The sequence below is a fragment of the Staphylococcus sp. GDX8P80P genome, from assembly GCF_017893095.1.
GTDB lineage: Bacteria > Bacillota > Bacilli > Staphylococcales > Staphylococcaceae > Staphylococcus > Staphylococcus borealis.
Genome location: NZ_JAESMI010000046.1, coordinates 20,313 through 37,939, shown reverse-complemented (window position 1 = coordinate 37,939; position 17,627 = coordinate 20,313). Strand labels below are relative to the sequence as shown.

Below are 17,627 nucleotides of genomic sequence, written 5' to 3'. Positions count from 1 at the left end.
TTCACACGGGTGGTTTTGATTATAATTCAAAATATAAATGATAGTGAAATTTACAACGACTATTAAAATGCGCCTTACATTTCGGACATAGCTCTGTCATCATATAGTCTTGAATAGACATCTCATGTTTACATACACCACACATAATCGCTTTTTCATTGAATTCTTGTTCTGACCATCGTTTAATGGGGTGTGACGCATGTTCCTCATGACATTGATAACACGGGTAATATGTATTACAACATTTAAATTTAATAGCGATTATATCTAAAAATGTATGATAGTGTGTACATCGTGTTTCATTATCTACAAGCGAACCATAGACCTTTGGCATCATTCATCGTCTCCTATCAACGTACCATGTTGTTATTCTTCAGGATGTTCTCCGATAATACGAACCTCACGATGAAGTTCAACATCAAATTTTTCTTTTACTACTTTTTGAACATGATGAATTAAATCTTCATAATCTGTAGCTGTTCCATTGTCTACATTAACCATAAAACCGGCATGTTTTTTTGAAACTTCTACACCACCAATTCGGTGGCCTTGTAAGTTTGAATCTTGTATTAATTTGCCTGCGAAATGACCAGGTGGACGTTGGAATACACTTCCGCATGATGGGTACTCAAGCGGTTGTTTAGATTCACGACGTTCAGTTAAGTCATCCATCTTAGCTTGAATATCGTCTAGTTGACCTGGTTCAAGTGTAAATGCAGCTTCAAGTACGACTAAATGTTGTTTTTGAACAATACTATTTCTGTAATCTAATTCTAATTCTTTATTAGTCAATTGAATTAAATCACCTTGTTCATTAACGCAAAGCGCGTAATCGATGCAATCTTTGATTTCGCCACCATATGCGCCAGCATTCATATAAACGGCGCCTCCAACCGAACCAGGAATACCACAAGCAAACTCTAATCCTGTTAACACGTGGTCTCTAGCAGCACGTGACACATCAATAATTGCCGCACCGCTTCCTGCAATAATAGCATCGTCAGATACATTGATATGATTTAATGACAATAAGCTAATTACAATGCCACGAATGCCACCTTCACGAATAATAATATTTGATCCATTTCCAAGATAAGTAACAGGGATAGCCTTCTCTTTGGCATAGCGTACAATAGCTTGAACGTCTTCATTTTTCGTCGGTGATAAATAAAAATCAGCATTACCACCAGTTTCAGTGTATGTATAGCGTTTGAGTGGTTCATTAACTTTAATAATGTCTTCAGGTATTAAGGACTTTAAATCTTGTAAGATGTCTTCTTGCTTTAACATAAGTACATCCTTTCTTCTCTTCTATAATCTACCTTTTATTATAGCAATTTTGTAGATGATTTGCGAAGACGACAACGTTTTATAACTTTTGATAGATGTCTTCGAAGTATTTTTGTTTTTGATTTTCATAGGGTCTTATATAATTAATATGTTGAATGATAGAATGCTTTTTTTCTGAAAAATGATGCGCAATATCTGGCAATGTTGCAAGTGCATTGTCAACATCAATGTACTGTTTGAATAACAGGGTATCCATTTGAATGATATGTAAGCGAATGGTTTGCTTTAAATCAATCATATTATTAAACTTTGCCATCATCACTTTCTTCTTATAGGGATGATGGAGACGATAAAAGCCTAAATAATTCAATCGTTTCTCGTCTAAAGCTGTGATATCATGTAAGTTATTTACACCCACTAAAACATCTAGAATAGGTTCAGTTGCATAATTAAAATGACGTGTGCCTCCGATATGTTGTGTGAATTTTACAGGAGAATCTAGCAAATTGAATAGCGATGCTTTCGTAGTTTGATATAATGTATCATACTCGTTTTGTGCGTCATCTTGAATAAAAGGTTGAACGGTTGCGTACATACGTATCTCCTTTAAATGGTAAGTTTTGTCAAATTCTGAAATACTATAACACAAATTATTTTCAATATAAATAGCTTTAGGTATAATACGTGGTGATAGGAGTGCATTTATGAAGAAATTAGCAATACTTTCTATAATGTTGATATGTGGCGTATTACTCTCATCGTGTGGTAATCAAAAGCGTGCAGATTTAAATGATTTCCAAACACAACTGAATAAGGTTGAAGATGAGAAGAAAGACGTCAAAACAGTGATGGATAAAATTCATTTAAAACAATTAGACCAATTAAGCAAGACGGACACCACTGATAAGAATAAAAGAGAATTTAAAGCGTTGCAGAAGGATATAAACAAGCACTTAATTCCTGAATTTAAGAAATATGAAAAATCGGCTAAACAATTACCTGCTGAACATCAAGATGTTAAAGAATTAAAAGACAAGTATTTGCAAAATGTGAAACAAGAAAAACAATCCATCTATGACATTAAAGCCTTTGTAGACTTATGTAATAAATCAATCAAGGCGAATGAGGATATATTGGATTATACTAAACTATTTGAAAGCAATCGCTCACAGGTAGAAACACAAATTCAAAAAGCAACGAACCAAGAAGATGCAAATCAATTAACATCTAAAATTGAAAATAACAATCAGAAGTTGAAAGAGGCAGCACAAAAATATTTAGAGCGTGATGATATGACTTCTAATAAAGCAATAGATGATCATATTAAGCCATTGATTGAGAAGCAAATAACAGAATTGAATCAAACGAATATTACTGATCCAAAAGTTAACAGTGCGCGTAAAAATGCTATTGAAATGTATTATAATTTATTGAATTATTATGATACGCGAGAAACAACCATCGAGATAGAGAAAAAACTTTCTAAAATTGATGTAGAAAAGTTACCGAAAACGGGTAAAGAATTAAGTAAGGATAATAGTGGATTTTACGAAGAATTGAAAAAGTTAAAAAAGCAATAAGTAGACACAGTTATTAAAATTAAAATTTTTGGTTAACAATGGACAATGAAATGTGTATAATTGAACCCATTGAGTAGTTTATAATGATTATAAAGTGCAATATGGACATAAATAATTTTAGAGGTGAATAGAATGGCTATAAAGCTGAGTTCGATTGACCAGTTTGAACAAGTACTTAAAGACAATAAATATGTATTTGTATTAAAACATAGTGATACTTGTCCAATCTCAGCAGATGCATACGATCAATTTAACAAGTTTTTATATGAAAGAGATATGGATGGCTATTACTTAGTCGTTCAAGAAGAAAGAAAACTTTCTGACTATATCGCTGAAAAGACCCATGTGAAACATGAATCTCCACAAGCATTCTATTTTATTGATGGAGAAGCAAAGTGGAACGCGAGTCATAGTGATATTAACGTATCTTCATTAGCGCAAGCTGAAGAATAATAGATAACGACTTAAGAAAGTAAATATTAAATTCAAATAACAACCATTGTTTAAGGTTACATTTTAAAAGGACAGTAGCCGGCGACTCTGAGAAGATGGCCATATAAGGCTTCTCTTAGTTCGCATCATCCTTACAGGGGGACATGAATTCAAAGTGAATTCTGCGTCACCCCTGTTTTTTATTTATGTTATCATAACTGCTATTATTATGAAAAGTAGAGACAACCCATGTATAATGTGAAAGTGAAGTCGAATATATAACATCTAAATCAATATATAAATAAAGAAAATGGCATGAGGTGATTAACAGATGAAAGTATTAGTAGCAATGGATGAATTTAACGGTATCATTTCGAGTTATCAAGCAAATCGTTTTGTTGAAGAAGCGGTAGCCAGTCAAATTGAAGATGCTGATATTGTACAAGTGCCATTATTTAATGGTCGCCATGAACTTATGGATTCGGTATTCTTGTGGCAATCAGGCACAAAATATAGAGTGAATGTCCATGATGCAGATATGAATGAAGTTGAAACAATCTATGGTCAAACTGAACAAGGATTAACTATAATTGAAGGTAATTTGTTTGTTAAAGGTCAAAAGCCAATCGAACAACGCTCAAGTTATGGCTTAGGAGAGGTTATTCTAGATGCATTGAATAACGGCGCTGCTAACATTGTTATCTCACTAGGCGGTATCGATAGTTTCGACGGTGGTATCGGTATGATGCAAGCCTTAGGTGCGAAATTCTATAATGATGAAGGAGAACTTTTGGATGCGCGCGAAGGGGCTCAAGTCATCAAATTTATTCGACGTATTGACTTTTCTACGATACCTCAAAATTTTAAAGATGCAAATATTCAGGTGATGTCTGACTTTTCTAGTAAATTATATGGCAAACATAGTGAAATTATGAAGACGTATGAAGGTTATGGAATGACACGAGCAAAGGCCGCTGAAATCGATAATTTAATTTGGTACTTTAGTGAGTTGGTTAAAAATGAAATGAAAATTGCCATGGGTCCAATCGAAAGAGGGGGCGCTGGCGGTGGTATTGCAGCGTTATTAAGTGGATTGTATGATGCTGAGATATTAACAAGTCATGAATTAGTTAATCAAATCACGCATTTAGATGATCTCGTATCACAAGCTGATTTAATTATCTTTGGTGAAGGTGTAAAAGAAGAAGACAACTTACTTGAAACAACGACTTTAACAATTGCGGAGTTAGCACATAAACATCATAAACCAGCAATTGCTATATGCGCGACGGACGACAAATTTAATGTCTTTGATCAATATCAAGTTACAGCAATGTTTAATACATTTATTGAGATGCCAGAAAGCTACACAGACTTTAAAATGGGCATACAAATCAGACATGTCACTGTTCAAGCACTTAGACTATTAAAAACGACATTGAACCATGGATAAATGAATAAATGCTAACAAAAGGGAACCACACTGACCCATACGGTCATCATGGTTCCCTAATTTGTGATATCTATTTATGATGATGTGTGACTTCTTGTGCAATACCAATAATGACTTGTACTGCTTTTTCCATTACATCGATTGATGCATATTCAAAAGGTCCATGGAAATTACCGCAACCTGTAAAAATGTTAGGTGTTGGTAACCCTTTATAGGATAATTGTGATCCGTCAGTACCACCGCGAATAGGTGCTGTATTAGGTTCAATATTTAAATCTTTGAACACTTTTGTAGGTATATCAATAATATATGGGTGTGGTTTAATCTTTTCAGCCATATTATAATATTGATCCTCGATTGTCACCTCGACTGGGAAATCTTCGTAATGAATATTAATATCGTCGCGAATTTCTAATAATTTCTTTTTACGCAATTCAAAGGCGTCTCTATCATGATCACGGATAATATATTGCAATGTCGCTTTTTCAACATTACCTTCAAATTTCATTAAATGATAGAAACCTTCATAACCTTCTGTACGTTCTGGAACCTCACTTGCAGGTAAAAGACTATGAAATTGGTGGCCTAATGATATTGCATTGACCATGATGTTTTTAGCTGACCCTGGATGTACATTGACGCCATGTGTCGTAATTTTTGCCTCTGCAGCGTTAAAACTTTCAAATTGTAACTCACCGAATTCACTGCCATCCATTGTATAAGCGAAGTCTGCATCAAAGCGTTCAACATCAAAGTGATGTGGACCACGCCCAATTTCTTCATCAGGTGTAAATGCTATGCGAATACGGCCATGTTGAATTTCAGGATGCTCAATTAAATAGTTAATTGCTTCCATAATTTCCACAACGCCAGCTTTATCATCTGCGCCTAACAATGATGTGCCGTCAGTAATCATGAGTGTATGGCCCTTAAGTTTTTTTAATTCTGGAAAAGTTTCTTGGCTCAATACACGACCCGTATCGCCAAGTTTGATTGCACTACCGTCGTAGGCTTCTACAATCTGAGGATTCACATTGCTAGCATTAAAGTCAGGTGACGTATCAACATGTGCTAGGAATCCAACAGTAGGAACGTCGGAAGAAATATTACTTTCTAGCGTCGCAAATAAATAGCCATTGTCATCAAGGTCTGTTTCTAGACCAAAGGCTTCAAGTTCTTGTTGTAATAAATGTAATAAATCCCATTGTTTGTCAGTTGAAGGTGTGGTTGACGATTCTGGGTTAGATTGTGTATCGATTTTGACGTAACGTGATAATCTGTCTATAATCTGTGCTTTCATAGCAAGACATCCCCTTAGATTCTATTATTCATATTGTATGATTTTCTATATGTTTTACCTTTAATTTTATCATAATACTGCTTGATGCGTGTGTAAATATAGTAAAGGATTTCAGCTACTAAAATTCCGAACGCGATAGAACCAGAAATAAGTGTTACCTCTAAAAAAGTGTTCACTGCTTGTGTATAATCATTTGACACTAAATAACGTGTTGCTTCATATGCGGTACCACCAGGTACAAGCGGAATGATACCTGGCACTATAAAAATAATCACAGGGCGTTTGTAACGACGACTCATAACATGACTTAATAGTCCGAGTATTAAACTTCCAAGAAATGCGGCGCCAACTTTTCCTAAATCCATATCTACAGTGAATTGATATATGGTCCATGCAACAGCACCTACAAATCCACATGCTGCGAGTAGTCGCTTCGGTGCATTGAAGATAATTGAGAAGAGCACTGTAGAAATGAAACTAATTGTGAAATGGAATAAATAAAATAACATTTATACACAGCCTTTCTTAAATAATTAATAAAACGATGGCTACACCAGCACCGATGGCAAATGAAGTTAATGCAGCTTCAACGCCTCTAGACATTCCGGCTAACAATTCACCAGCCATTAAATCTCGAATCGCATTACAGATTAATATTCCGGGTACAAGTGGCATTACACTAGAAATGGTAATGATATTCTGATTCGTTGCAATACCGAGCTTAGTAAAGGTGGCTGCAATTGTGATAACGACTGCTGAGGCAACGAATTCTGAAAAGAATTTAATTTGAATAAATCGTTGTACTAAGCTAAACGTTAAAAAAGCGGCCCCACCAGCTATAACAGCAATCCAGCAATCTGAAGCTACACCACCAAACATGAATAAGAAGAATCCACAGGCAATTGCAGCTGCAAAAAAGTTTAATAGAAATGAGTATTGTAACGATGCACGACGTAAATGAATCAATTCAGATTTTGCTTCATCAATGGTTAATTCATTTCTAGAAATTTTTCTGGATAAACTGTTTGTTAGTGCAATTTTCTCTAAATCCGTTGTACGTTCGCGAATTCTAATTAGTCTTGTATTCGTGCGGTCATTAAGTGAAAAAATAATGGCTGTTGACGTTACAAAACTATATGTATCATTTAAACCGTAACTATGTGCAATACGGTTCATTGTATCTTCTACACGATACGTTTCTGCACCAGCTTCAAGAAGGATTCTCCCAGCTATTAAAACTACATCAATCACCTTATTTTCATCGATAATAGTGATTGAATCTGACATAAACGGCACCTCCAGTACTTTGGATAATTAAATTTAATTTCATAGACAATTTGAAGTGTACAACTTGCACACGCAACTTGCAATAGTACGCTTCGTATTCCTACCACATCTAATCCCTATTAACATAAAAAATAGCGCAACATTAAGATAGATATCATAAAAAAGTCAACATAATGAGATAACCTATATGAATCCTACTTTGATTATCTAATATGTTGACTACTTTTAGTTTTATAATTTAATGATTGGATTAAACATTACTTGATTACGACCTTCATTTTTAGCAACGTGGACCATATCATCGGCATCTTTAAAGACTTTGCGTTGCGATTTATGATCATCTTGCGTTAAGTAACCTACACCAATAGAGACAGATAATTTAATAACTTCCTTGTTAGGTAAGTGGAATGAAGACTTTTCAACACCAGTTCGTATATTTTCAGCTAATTTAACGCTTTGATCCAATGAATAATCACGGATGACAACTGAAAATTCTTCACCACCATTACGGAAAATCTGGAATTGTTTAGGAACATAATTCTTTAATAGCTGTGACATTTGTTTGAGCACAGCATCTCCAGATTGATGTGAGTACGTATCATTAACATCTTTAAAACCATCGATATCAATTAATAATAAGGCAAGACTTTCTTTTTTCTCTTCGGCGATTTGTGATACATGATTTAAATGTCTATCAAATTCTTTCACATTTCCTAAACCAGTAAGATAGTCATACTTATCTTCATTTTCGTAGCGTGTAACTAATGAAAAGAAGTGCCACATATCAACAAATGTAATTGCTGAAGCAATGGTTAAAACGAATGAAATAGGAACTAAAAATGCGATTTCAGTAAGGTCATATAACGGGCTGAAGATGGATAAAATAAGTAAAATAATTACACTAATCAAATTTAAAACAACTAAAGCCACAATATCATTTTGTTTCAAGAATGGGCCAACCATACTGACGATGATACCTATTACGATAAGTACTACACCATAAAGAAGTGAGTTTCCAAATGCAAATACTTCAACTAGGGCAACAATGACTGCTGAAACTAAGGTATAACCCATATTCGTAAAACGACCTAGAAATAATAATGGGACAAACGTTAAATGAACTAAATATTCTTGATGGAATGGAATGGGGTATGCTGCAAGTAGTAGGGCAACAATAGTCATCAACACCGTGACATAGCCTTTAGAAAAGACCATGATTTTATTTTCGGAATATTGTAGCCGATGGAATAAATATATTCCCGCTACCATAACTGCAATATTGTAAATGATAGATTCAATCATATTGGAATCGACTCCTTTAATTTAACCATTAGTTATTGTAAGTGAAAACTTACCATTTGTCATTAAGTTGTATCAGATATAACAAACAAATTAGATAGAATATATATACTTTCGTATTCAAATGAATAATGAAATGATATGATATAAGTTATAATATCTTTACAAAAAATTTACATTCAATTGAAAATTAAGGATAAACATAGAGAAATAGGGTAAAATAGTTGGAGTTTACTGAACATTATGATGATGTGTCAGTAATTTACAACTATAGTCCAATACAAAAATGAATTAAAAGTTGTTTAAATAGAATGAATAGATAATTAGCAAATATGACAAATTAAAAAGAGATTTATTGAAGGTGAACTGATGTATACTTTACTACTTATTGCTGTGACATTGGTAATCAGTTTAATATTAACACCTATTATTATAAAGGTCTCTATTAAATTCGATTTAGTAGATAGGCCAAACTTCAGAAAAGTACATACAAAGCCAGTCTCAGTATTGGGTGGTACTGTTATACTACTTTCTTTCTTAATAGGAATTTGGCTTGGACATCCTATTGAAAGAGAAGTTAAGCCCTTAGTTTTAGGGGCTATTGTAATGTATTTAGTAGGATTAATTGATGACATTTATGATTTAAAGCCTATTTTAAAGTTAATTGGACAAATTGTCGCCGCTTCAATCGTTGCGTTTTATGGTATTACGATTGATTTCATATCTTTTCCGATGGGGCCAACGATTCATTTTGGAATATTGAGTATCCCCATTACAATTATTTGGATTGTGGCGATTACGAATGCCATTAATTTAATTGATGGATTAGACGGATTAGCTTCAGGCGTTTCCGCAATTGGTCTTATTACGATTGCGTTTATTGCAATTTTACAAGCGAATGTATTCATTATCATGATTTGTAGTGTGTTAATAGGTTCATTATTAGGATTTTTATGCTTTAACTTTCACCCTGCTAAGATCTTCTTAGGTGATAGTGGTGCGCTATTGATTGGGTTCATTATTGGTTTTCTATCGTTGCTTGGCTTTAAAAACATTACATTCATTTCGCTATTTTTCCCAATTGTAATTTTAGCGGTACCATTTATCGATACATTGTTTGCAATGATTCGAAGAATGCGTAATGGCCAACACATCATGCAAGCGGATAAGTCTCATTTGCACCATAAACTTTTAGCATTGGGATACAGCCATAGACAAACGGTATTGTTAATCTATTCAATAGCGATATTATTTAGTTTATCAAGTATTATTTTATACTTGTCACAACCTCTAGGTGTACTCCTAATGTTCATATTAATCGTGATTACAATTGAATTGATTGTTGAATTTACGGGATTGATTGATGATAGTTATCGCCCGATACTCAATTTAATTACAAAGAAGAATGAATCACATCATGTCAATAATGACATTGATGAACATCATAAAAAATAAAACCTTGTTTGTGAGGCTACTTAAATGATTAGGTAGTGTTACACAAACAAGGTTTTTATTAATTTGTAGGTATATCAAAGGGTAACTTTTTAACGTCTGCTTCATGCAATTCAAAATTACCAGCTGTGTGCTTATTCAAAAATGCAATAAAATCATCATATTCCGTTTGTACGACATCAATTTGATAACTGACTTTATCGGTATACGTAGTATCTCTTAAAAAATACGTTGTAGAGGCTAATTCATATTCAAACTTTCCAGTTAAATCATAATTAATGGTCACGGTAGTGAGGATGGCATCGCGCAATTCTACGCGTCCAATGTCATAAATTACATCCCTTACGGCACCACTATATGCACGAATAAGGCCACCGCCACCAAGTTTAATGCCTCCGAAGTATCGTGTAACGACAACACAAACATTATGGATGTCTAATTTTTTTAATATTTCTAGCATTGGTACACCAGCAGTCCCACTTGGTTCTCCATCATCATTAGCTTTCTGAATGTTCATTTGATCGCCAACTGTATAAGCTGAACAGTTATGCGTAGCCTCTTTATGTTGTTGTTTAACTTCATTTATAAAAGCTTTTGCTTCATCCTCCGATGAGACAGGTTTTATATGTGCAATGAATCTAGATTTATTAATGACATTTTCAATGATATGTTCCTGTTTGATCGTAATCATAGGATCGGTCAAAGTTGTTCACCTCCAATAAATAGAACAGATGTTTAACTTTCATTATACACGCTAATTTTTAAATGAATAAATATCTGATTATGAATTTCTTTTTCAATAAAAATAATTTATAATAGCTTTGAGTATAATTGAGGAGGACTACTATGAAAATCGCAGTAATGGCAGATTCAACAGGGTATCTACCACAAGACTTTATGGATAAGTATGAGATACCTATCGCACCATTAAGTGTCGCATTTGATGATGGAGAAACGTTTACTGAAAATGATAATGTTCCAATCGAACATTTTTATAATAAAATGGCCTCATCTAAAACATTCCCAACGACAAGCCAACCAGCTATTGGAGAATGGATTAAAAACTACGAAATGCTAAGAGATAAAGGTTACACAGACATTATTGTGATTGCCTTATCAAGTGGTATAAGTGGTAGTTATCAATCGGCTACGCAAGCTGGAGAAATGGTTGAAGGTGTCAAAGTTCATACTTTTGATAGTAAGTTAGCCGCTATGATTGAAGGAAGTTACACCATTTATGCAACTGAACTTGTGAAAAAGGGCTTCACACCGGAAGTGATAATCGAAGAATTAAAAGAAATTCGTGAGAATACAGGTGCATATTTTTTTGTAGATGATTTGAAAAATTTACAAAAAAGTGGCCGTATAACAGGTGCCCAAGCTTGGGTAGGTACTTTATTAAAGATGAAACCAGTGCTTCGCTTTGAAGAAGATGGTAAGATTCATCCATTCGAAAAAGTTCGTACTAAAAAACGCGCATTCAATGCATTGGAAGAGAATATCTTCGGCATTATTAAAGATAAAGACTTAGAAGAAGTTACAGTCTTTGTAATTAATGGCGACAAAATTGATGAAGGCAAAGACTTTTATAACCATTTAAAAGAAACGTATCCAAACATTAATGTGCAATATTCAGAATTTGGACCAGTTATTGCATCTCATCTAGGGTCAGGTGGATTAGGTTTAGGATACTTCCCAAGAAAAATCGAAATTAATTAATAACAATTCAAGTCTAAAAGTGTTGAGTAAATAAGGATTAAGACAATGAGCATTGATGTGCATTGGTGGTAGCTAGACTACGGCATACCGCCAGAAGCTTAAGATAGAATTCCTTTGTTGAAAGGTATTTCAGAAATGGAAACCAGCAAACAAAGCATGTGGGGTTCTATTTTAATTAAACGCGTTATGTCTTATATCCGAATTCTAAATGCTTTTAGGCTTTTTTATATGAAATAAGGAGTGATAGTCAATCAAATCATATGGAAAATTAGTAGGCCCTGACGTTACGTTGACTGATGAAACAGTCATCAAAGTCACGCCTGGTATAATCGCTACAAACAATGGGTATTGCTGTCTTCAATGTGGTAATACTAATATCCATGATATGTGCGAATATGAAACATCTTTTTCAGACAAGCGTATTATATACTGTAGATATTGCATACAGTTAGGCCGTATGGACAATATTACAGAATTTAGAATTACGCAAAGCGAGCATACGATTTCTGATGGATATTATGCGTTACCCTTTCAACTATCAGAACAACAACAATATGCGTCAAATGCGATTGTGCAAGCAATTAATCAGCACCAACCACTATTATTGTATGCTGTTACTGGCGCTGGGAAGACTGAAATGATGTTTGAAGGCATTCGTGTGGCGCGTCAACGTGGTTATAACATTGCTATAGTATCTCCAAGAGTAGATGTTGTAGTGGAAATTAGTTTACGCATTAAAGCGGCGTTTATTTCGGAAAAAATTGACGTCTTACATCAAAGTAGTCAACAGCACTATAATGGTCATTTCATTATTGCAACAGTTCATCAATTGTTTAGATTCAAATCCCATTTCGATGTTATCTTTATCGATGAAGTTGACGCATTTCCCTTATCTATGGATCCGCGTTTAATGAATGCAATCCAACTGTCATCCAAACAAAAGCATAGCCACATTTTTATGACGGCAACCCCTCCCAAATCCTTAATCAAGCATTTATCAACTGCGCAAATCATCACTTTACCAGCACGTTTTCATAAACACCCACTACCCGTGCCTAGGTTCTCATATTTCAAATTGAACGTTAAACATATACAGTTTAAATTAAAGAACATGTTAATCAATCAAATCAATGCAAACCGCTATACATTAGTATTCTTTAATAATATTGAATTAATGACAGAAACGTATAAACGCTATCGCTATTATTTTCCGGATTTAATATGTGTTTCAAGTAAAGATGCGTTACGATTTCATAAAGTTCAGGCACTTCGAAACGGTGAACATACCATTGTTTTTACAACAACAATTTTAGAAAGAGGATTCACTATGGCGACATTAGATGTCATTGTTATCAATGCACACACTTTTGAAAAGGCTGCCCTCATACAAATTGCTGGACGTGTGGGGCGTAAACAGGAAGCACCCACTGGAAACGTAGTGTTTATGCATGAAGGTGTGAGCATCGCTATGATACAAGCAAAAAGAGAAATTAAAAAAATGAATCGACTAGGTATCCAACGTGGGTGGGTCAATGCCTAAGTGTATACAGTGTGGTGTACATCTAGATGAACCACTAAGTGTATTCAACTTCTATCGTGTACCTCAACGCTTATGTCAGCCATGTCTACAAATGTGGGAGAGCGTACGATTAATTAAAGATGAGCAACGTTGTCCTAAGTGTTTAAATGACAATAACAATAAAGAAGGCAAATGTTTGGATTGTCAATTTTTAGCTAAGAATTTTACATTAATGGATCAACTTTATTGCGATTATCAATATACTGGCATAATGAAAGAAATCATACACCAATACAAGCTTATGAGAGATTATTATTTAGCTGAGGTTTTAGCGTCACAACTTCAATTACCACAGACAACGTATGATCTAATTGTTCCTATACCATCACCATTAGCACGTGATAAACTAAGGACTTTTAATCCAGTTGCAACAGTGCTAGAAAAGATGGGCGTCAACTATGCAGATATATTAGGGACTGAATTGCGTCCTAAACAATCAAAACTAGGTAAGGTAGAACGAGCAAAAGCTATGAATCCTTTCTTTATAAAAGAGGACATTGATTTAACGGGTAAAGAAATTTTACTCGTTGATGATATTTATACAACAGGATTAACAATTCATCACGCAGGGTGTAAATTATATGACAAAAATGTCAGAAAATTCAAAGTGTTTACGTTTTCAAGATAGGCTAAACGTGGTATTATAATAGTAAGAATTACCAACATAAGAGGTTAAAGGAGAGATAGCTATGATTAGATTTGAAATTCATGGAGATAACCTCACTATTACAGATGCCATCCGCAACTATATTGAGGACAAAATTGGTAAACTTGAACGTTATTTTAATGATGTGCCAAATGCAGTCGCACATGTTAAAGTGAAAACGTATCAAAATTCAACAACTAAAATTGAAGTAACAATTCCATTGAAGAATGTTACATTAAGAGCTGAAGAAAGACACGATGATTTATATGCAGGCATTGATTTAGTGACTAGCAAATTAGAGCGTCAAGTTCGTAAATATAAAACACGTGTTAATCGTAAGCATAAAACGCATGGAGAACCAGAAACGTTTGTAGCAGAAGTTCAAGAGGCACCAACAGAAACGAATGGTGAGGCTAATGCAGAAGCTACAAATGATAGCGATATTGAAATCATCCGTTCTAAACAATTTAGCTTAAAACCAATGGATTCTGAAGAAGCTGTATTACAAATGGAATTATTAGGTCATGATTTCTACATCTTCACTGATCGTGATACAGATGGTACAAGCATTGTTTATAAACGTAAAGATGGTAAATATGGATTAATTGAAACAACTGAATAATTAATTTTTACTCAGTTGATCAATTTTAAGTTACTATAAATTCAATAACATTATAAAATTTACAATGTAAGTTTGTAGTCATTGGTTGGTTAAGAATGTGACCATAAAATGAGCTATTTAGCTTTAGCCATTGTGATAAGGGTGGGACAGTGAATTCGATAAGGATTCTGTTCCACTCTTTTTGTAACTTATATTATAGTAATTCGTGGACGCTATTATCATGCTGTGCTAATGTAATGAAGTAATTGGATATTTGAAAAATTAGGCTTAGCGATTCAAAATAGAGGGAATAGAAAGTAAGCTATTTAAGTTGTACGCAATTAAGCATTGTGCTTATATGAGTATTTAAGTATAAATTTAAAAGTATAAATGATATGATAAATTGTTGTAAGCCAAACAGTTTTTAAGCTAAAGGAGCGGACGTAATGGGATTTTTATCAAAAATTGTTGACGGCAATAAAAAAGAAACTAAACGTCTAAGTAAAATAGCCGATGAAGTACTTTCACTAGAGGAAGATATGGCTATCTTAACTGATGAAGAAATTAAAAATAAAACAAAACAATTTCAACAAGAACTACAAGAAATTGAAGATGTAAAAAAACAAAATGACTATTTAGATAAAATTTTACCACAAGCCTATGCCTTAGTAAGAGAAGGGGCAAAACGTGTCTTCAATATGACGCCTTATAAAGTACAAGTAATGGGTGGTATCGCAATTCATAAAGGCGATATTGCCGAAATGAGAACAGGTGAAGGTAAAACATTAACGGCTACGATGCCTACCTATTTAAACGCACTCGCAGGTCGAGGTGTACACGTTATCACAGTTAATGAATACTTATCTAGTGTTCAAAGTGAGGAAATGGCAGAGCTATATGAATTTTTAGGTTTAACAGTTGGATTGAACTTAAATAGTAAGTCAACCGTTGAAAAGCGTGAGGCCTACGCACAAGATATTACGTATAGTACGAATAACGAGCTAGGATTTGACTATCTAAGAGATAATATGGTGAATTATGCCGAAGAGCGCGTAATGAGACCTTTACATTTTGCGATTATTGATGAGGTTGACTCGATCTTAATCGATGAAGCTAGAACACCTTTAATTATTTCTGGTGAAGCGGAAAAATCAACATCACTTTACACGCAAGCTAATGTGTTCGCTAAAATGCTTAAAGCAGAAGATGATTATAAATACGATGAAAAAACAAAAGCAGTTCATTTAACTGAACAAGGTGCAGACAAAGCAGAGCGCATGTTCAAAATAGAAAATTTATATGACGTGCAAAATGTGGAAGTTATTAGTCACATTAATACAGCTTTAAAGGCACACGTAACACTACAACGTGACGTAGATTACATGGTTGTCGATGGAGAAGTACTTATTGTTGACCAATTTACAGGACGTACGATGCCTGGTCGTCGATTCTCAGAAGGTCTTCACCAAGCTATTGAGGCCAAAGAAGGCGTTAAAATTCAAAATGAATCTAAAACAATGGCATCCATTACTTTCCAAAACTATTTCCGTATGTACAATAAGTTAGCGGGTATGACTGGTACTGCGAAAACAGAGGAAGAAGAATTCCGTAATATTTACAATATGACGGTTACTCAAATCCCTACGAATAAACCTGTTCAACGTGACGATAAATCAGATTTAATTTACATTAGCCAAAAAGGTAAATTTGATGCAGTTGTTGAAGATGTTGTTGAAAAACATAAACAGGGTCAACCCGTTCTTTTAGGTACTGTTGCAGTTGAAACAAGTGAATATATCTCTAATTTATTAAAAAAACGTGGCATTAGACATGATGTATTAAACGCCAAAAACCATGAACGTGAAGCTGAAATTGTTGCCAATGCAGGACAAAAAGGTGCTGTAACAATAGCGACAAACATGGCTGGTCGTGGTACCGATATTAAATTAGGTGAAGGTGTAGAAGAAATTGGTGGTTTAGCTGTTATTGGTACTGAACGTCATGAATCTAGACGTATTGATGACCAATTACGTGGTCGTTCTGGTCGTCAAGGTGATAGAGGGGATAGTCGTTTCTATCTGTCACTACAAGATGAATTGATGGTTCGTTTTGGTTCTGAAAGACTTCAAAAAATGATGAACCGATTAGGTATGGATGACTCAACACCTATTGAATCTAAAATGGTATCACGTGCTGTTGAATCAGCTCAAAAACGTGTTGAAGGCAATAACTTTGACGCACGTAAACGTATACTTGAATATGACGAAGTGTTACGTAAACAACGTGAAATTATTTATAACGAAAGAAACAATATTATCGATTCTGAAGATAGCTCACAATTAGTAAATGCTATGTTACGTTCAACATTACAGCGTGGTGTGAACTATCATATTAGTGAAGAAGATGACAATCCGGACTATGCACCATTTATTAACTATGTTAATGATGTCTTTTTACAAGAAGGCGATCTTAAAGAAGAAGAAATTAATGGCAAAGATCCTGAAGATATCTTCGAAGTGGTTTGGGCTAAAATCGAAAATGTTTATGAAAGTCAAAAAGCCAAAATCGGTGGTCAGATGGCAGAATTTGAGCGTATGATATTATTACGTTCAATCGATACGCATTGGACGGATCATATTGATACAATGGACCAATTACGTCAAGGTATCCATTTACGTTCATATGCACAACAAAATCCACTTCGTGATTACCAAAATGAAGGTCATGAACTATTTGACATGATGATGCAAAATATTGAAGAAGATACATCTAAATTCATTCTTAAATCAGTAATTCAAGTTGATGAAGATATAGAACGAGAAAAAACAACTGACTTTGGAAAAGCACAACATGTCTCTGCTGAGGATGGCAAAGAAAAAGCTAAGAAACAGCCAATTGTTAAAGGTGATAAAGTTGGCCGTAACGACCCATGTCCATGTGGTAGTGGTAAGAAATATAAAAATTGCCACGGTAAAGAAGAATAACTTTA

The 17,627-nt window shown here is 34.3% G+C and carries 17 protein-coding genes; 9 read left to right on the top strand and 8 right to left on the bottom strand.

The annotated features are described in order from the left end of the window. Positions 1 to 19 precede the first annotated feature (19 nt). From KA858_RS05555 to KA858_RS05545, 3 genes are all read right to left on the bottom strand, one after another. Positions 20 to 334, bottom strand: a complete 315-nt coding sequence (locus KA858_RS05555; protein WP_210135198.1) for a CHY zinc finger protein — start codon at positions 332 to 334, stop codon at positions 20 to 22. Positions 335 to 366: 32 nt separating this feature from the next. Further along, a complete protein-coding gene (gene murB, locus KA858_RS05550; RefSeq protein WP_075108235.1) occupies positions 367 to 1,290 on the bottom strand; it encodes a UDP-N-acetylmuramate dehydrogenase in 924 nt (307 codons plus the stop codon). A gap of 79 nt (positions 1,291 to 1,369) precedes the next feature. Further along, positions 1,370 to 1,885, bottom strand: coding sequence for a GrpB family protein (locus KA858_RS05545; protein ID WP_210135195.1), 516 nt, complete (start codon positions 1,883 to 1,885; stop codon positions 1,370 to 1,372). A 109-nt stretch (positions 1,886 to 1,994) separates the two neighbouring features. Here KA858_RS05545 and KA858_RS05540 point away from each other — a divergent pair, with 109 nt between their 5' ends. From KA858_RS05540 to KA858_RS05530, 3 genes are all read left to right on the top strand, one after another. Continuing rightward, the gene (locus KA858_RS05540) at positions 1,995 to 2,870 is read left to right on the top strand and encodes an EMYY motif lipoprotein (protein ID WP_107629654.1); all 876 of its coding nucleotides are present in this window, start codon (positions 1,995 to 1,997) and stop codon (positions 2,868 to 2,870) included. Positions 2,871 to 3,002: 132 nt separating this feature from the next. Beyond that, a complete protein-coding gene (gene ytxJ / locus KA858_RS05535; protein WP_053029936.1) occupies positions 3,003 to 3,323 on the top strand; it encodes a bacillithiol system redox-active protein YtxJ in 321 nt (106 codons plus the stop codon). Between the two features lie 310 nt (positions 3,324 to 3,633). Next, positions 3,634 to 4,755, top strand: coding sequence for a glycerate kinase (locus KA858_RS05530; protein WP_210135194.1), 1,122 nt, complete (start codon positions 3,634 to 3,636; stop codon positions 4,753 to 4,755). 70 nt (positions 4,756 to 4,825) lie between these two features. Here KA858_RS05530 and pepT read toward each other — a convergent pair whose 3' ends face one another. The 4 genes from pepT to gdpS form a co-directional block, all read right to left on the bottom strand. After that, positions 4,826 to 6,055 carry a peptidase T gene (gene pepT, locus KA858_RS05525; RefSeq protein ID WP_210135193.1) on the bottom strand — a complete coding sequence of 410 codons (1,230 nt, stop codon included), beginning with the start codon at positions 6,053 to 6,055 and terminating at the stop codon, positions 4,826 to 4,828. Between the two features lie 14 nt (positions 6,056 to 6,069). Then, a complete protein-coding gene (locus tag KA858_RS05520; protein ID WP_053029933.1) occupies positions 6,070 to 6,564 on the bottom strand; it encodes a threonine/serine exporter family protein in 495 nt (164 codons plus the stop codon). Positions 6,565 to 6,580: 16 nt separating this feature from the next. Continuing rightward, positions 6,581 to 7,342, bottom strand: coding sequence for a threonine/serine exporter family protein (locus KA858_RS05515; protein WP_053029932.1), 762 nt, complete (start codon positions 7,340 to 7,342; stop codon positions 6,581 to 6,583). Positions 7,343 to 7,573: 231 nt separating this feature from the next. Then, positions 7,574 to 8,644: a GGDEF domain-containing protein GdpS gene (gdpS, locus tag KA858_RS05510; protein WP_053029931.1), complete on the bottom strand. Its 1,071-nt coding sequence runs from the start codon at positions 8,642 to 8,644 to the stop codon at positions 7,574 to 7,576. A 366-nt stretch (positions 8,645 to 9,010) separates the two neighbouring features. Between gdpS and KA858_RS05505 the strand changes: the two genes are divergently transcribed. After that, positions 9,011 to 10,096 (top strand): glycosyltransferase family 4 protein, encoded by a 1,086-nt coding sequence (locus tag KA858_RS05505; RefSeq protein WP_070854850.1) that lies wholly within the window; start codon positions 9,011 to 9,013, stop codon positions 10,094 to 10,096. A gap of 58 nt (positions 10,097 to 10,154) precedes the next feature. On the opposite strand, the gene KA858_RS05500 is transcribed toward KA858_RS05505, so the two are convergent. Continuing rightward, positions 10,155 to 10,796: a YigZ family protein gene (locus KA858_RS05500; RefSeq protein WP_210135192.1), complete on the bottom strand. Its 642-nt coding sequence runs from the start codon at positions 10,794 to 10,796 to the stop codon at positions 10,155 to 10,157. A gap of 143 nt (positions 10,797 to 10,939) precedes the next feature. Here KA858_RS05500 and fakB1 point away from each other — a divergent pair, with 143 nt between their 5' ends. The 5 genes from fakB1 (at position 10,940) to secA (ending at position 17,622) form a co-directional block, all read left to right on the top strand. Further along, positions 10,940 to 11,812: a fatty acid kinase binding subunit FakB1 gene (gene fakB1 / locus KA858_RS05495; RefSeq protein WP_107629658.1), complete on the top strand. Its 873-nt coding sequence runs from the start codon at positions 10,940 to 10,942 to the stop codon at positions 11,810 to 11,812. 289 nt (positions 11,813 to 12,101) lie between these two features. After that, positions 12,102 to 13,352, top strand: a complete 1,251-nt coding sequence (locus tag KA858_RS05490; RefSeq protein WP_245342037.1) for a DEAD/DEAH box helicase family protein — start codon at positions 12,102 to 12,104, stop codon at positions 13,350 to 13,352. Then, positions 13,345 to 14,019 carry a ComF family protein gene (locus tag KA858_RS05485; RefSeq protein ID WP_107629978.1) on the top strand — a complete coding sequence of 225 codons (675 nt, stop codon included), beginning with the start codon at positions 13,345 to 13,347 and terminating at the stop codon, positions 14,017 to 14,019. The genes KA858_RS05490 and KA858_RS05485 overlap by 8 nt, the downstream gene beginning before the upstream one ends. 61 nt (positions 14,020 to 14,080) lie before the next feature. Continuing rightward, on the top strand, positions 14,081 to 14,659 hold the full coding sequence (hpf, locus tag KA858_RS05480; protein WP_210135191.1) for a ribosome hibernation-promoting factor, HPF/YfiA family: 579 nt from the start codon (positions 14,081 to 14,083) through the stop codon (positions 14,657 to 14,659). A 425-nt stretch (positions 14,660 to 15,084) separates the two neighbouring features. Beyond that, positions 15,085 to 17,622 carry a preprotein translocase subunit SecA gene (gene secA / locus KA858_RS05475; protein ID WP_053029924.1) on the top strand — a complete coding sequence of 846 codons (2,538 nt, stop codon included), beginning with the start codon at positions 15,085 to 15,087 and terminating at the stop codon, positions 17,620 to 17,622. Positions 17,623 to 17,627 lie beyond the last annotated feature (5 nt).

What these genes read in the sequence shown, in the direction of transcription:
- KA858_RS05555 (WP_210135198.1), bottom strand. Translation starts at nt 334, where the DNA reads ATGCCAAAGGTCTATGGTTCGCTTGTAGATAATGAAACACGATGTACA.
- murB (WP_075108235.1), bottom strand. Translation starts at nt 1,290, where the DNA reads ATGTTAAAGCAAGAAGACATCTTACAAGATTTAAAGTCCTTAATACCT.
- KA858_RS05545 (WP_210135195.1), bottom strand. Translation starts at nt 1,885, where the DNA reads ATGTACGCAACCGTTCAACCTTTTATTCAAGATGACGCACAAAACGAG.
- KA858_RS05540 (WP_107629654.1), top strand. Translation starts at nt 1,995, where the DNA reads ATGAAGAAATTAGCAATACTTTCTATAATGTTGATATGTGGCGTATTA.
- ytxJ (WP_053029936.1), top strand. Translation starts at nt 3,003, where the DNA reads ATGGCTATAAAGCTGAGTTCGATTGACCAGTTTGAACAAGTACTTAAA.
- KA858_RS05530 (WP_210135194.1), top strand. Translation starts at nt 3,634, where the DNA reads ATGAAAGTATTAGTAGCAATGGATGAATTTAACGGTATCATTTCGAGT.
- pepT (WP_210135193.1), bottom strand. Translation starts at nt 6,055, where the DNA reads ATGAAAGCACAGATTATAGACAGATTATCACGTTACGTCAAAATCGAT.
- KA858_RS05520 (WP_053029933.1), bottom strand. Translation starts at nt 6,564, where the DNA reads ATGTTATTTTATTTATTCCATTTCACAATTAGTTTCATTTCTACAGTG.
- KA858_RS05515 (WP_053029932.1), bottom strand. Translation starts at nt 7,342, where the DNA reads ATGTCAGATTCAATCACTATTATCGATGAAAATAAGGTGATTGATGTA.
- gdpS (WP_053029931.1), bottom strand. Translation starts at nt 8,644, where the DNA reads ATGATTGAATCTATCATTTACAATATTGCAGTTATGGTAGCGGGAATA.
- KA858_RS05505 (WP_070854850.1), top strand. Translation starts at nt 9,011, where the DNA reads ATGTATACTTTACTACTTATTGCTGTGACATTGGTAATCAGTTTAATA.
- fakB1 (WP_107629658.1), top strand. Translation starts at nt 10,940, where the DNA reads ATGAAAATCGCAGTAATGGCAGATTCAACAGGGTATCTACCACAAGAC.
- KA858_RS05485 (WP_107629978.1), top strand. Translation starts at nt 13,345, where the DNA reads ATGCCTAAGTGTATACAGTGTGGTGTACATCTAGATGAACCACTAAGT.
- hpf (WP_210135191.1), top strand. Translation starts at nt 14,081, where the DNA reads ATGATTAGATTTGAAATTCATGGAGATAACCTCACTATTACAGATGCC.
- secA (WP_053029924.1), top strand. Translation starts at nt 15,085, where the DNA reads ATGGGATTTTTATCAAAAATTGTTGACGGCAATAAAAAAGAAACTAAA.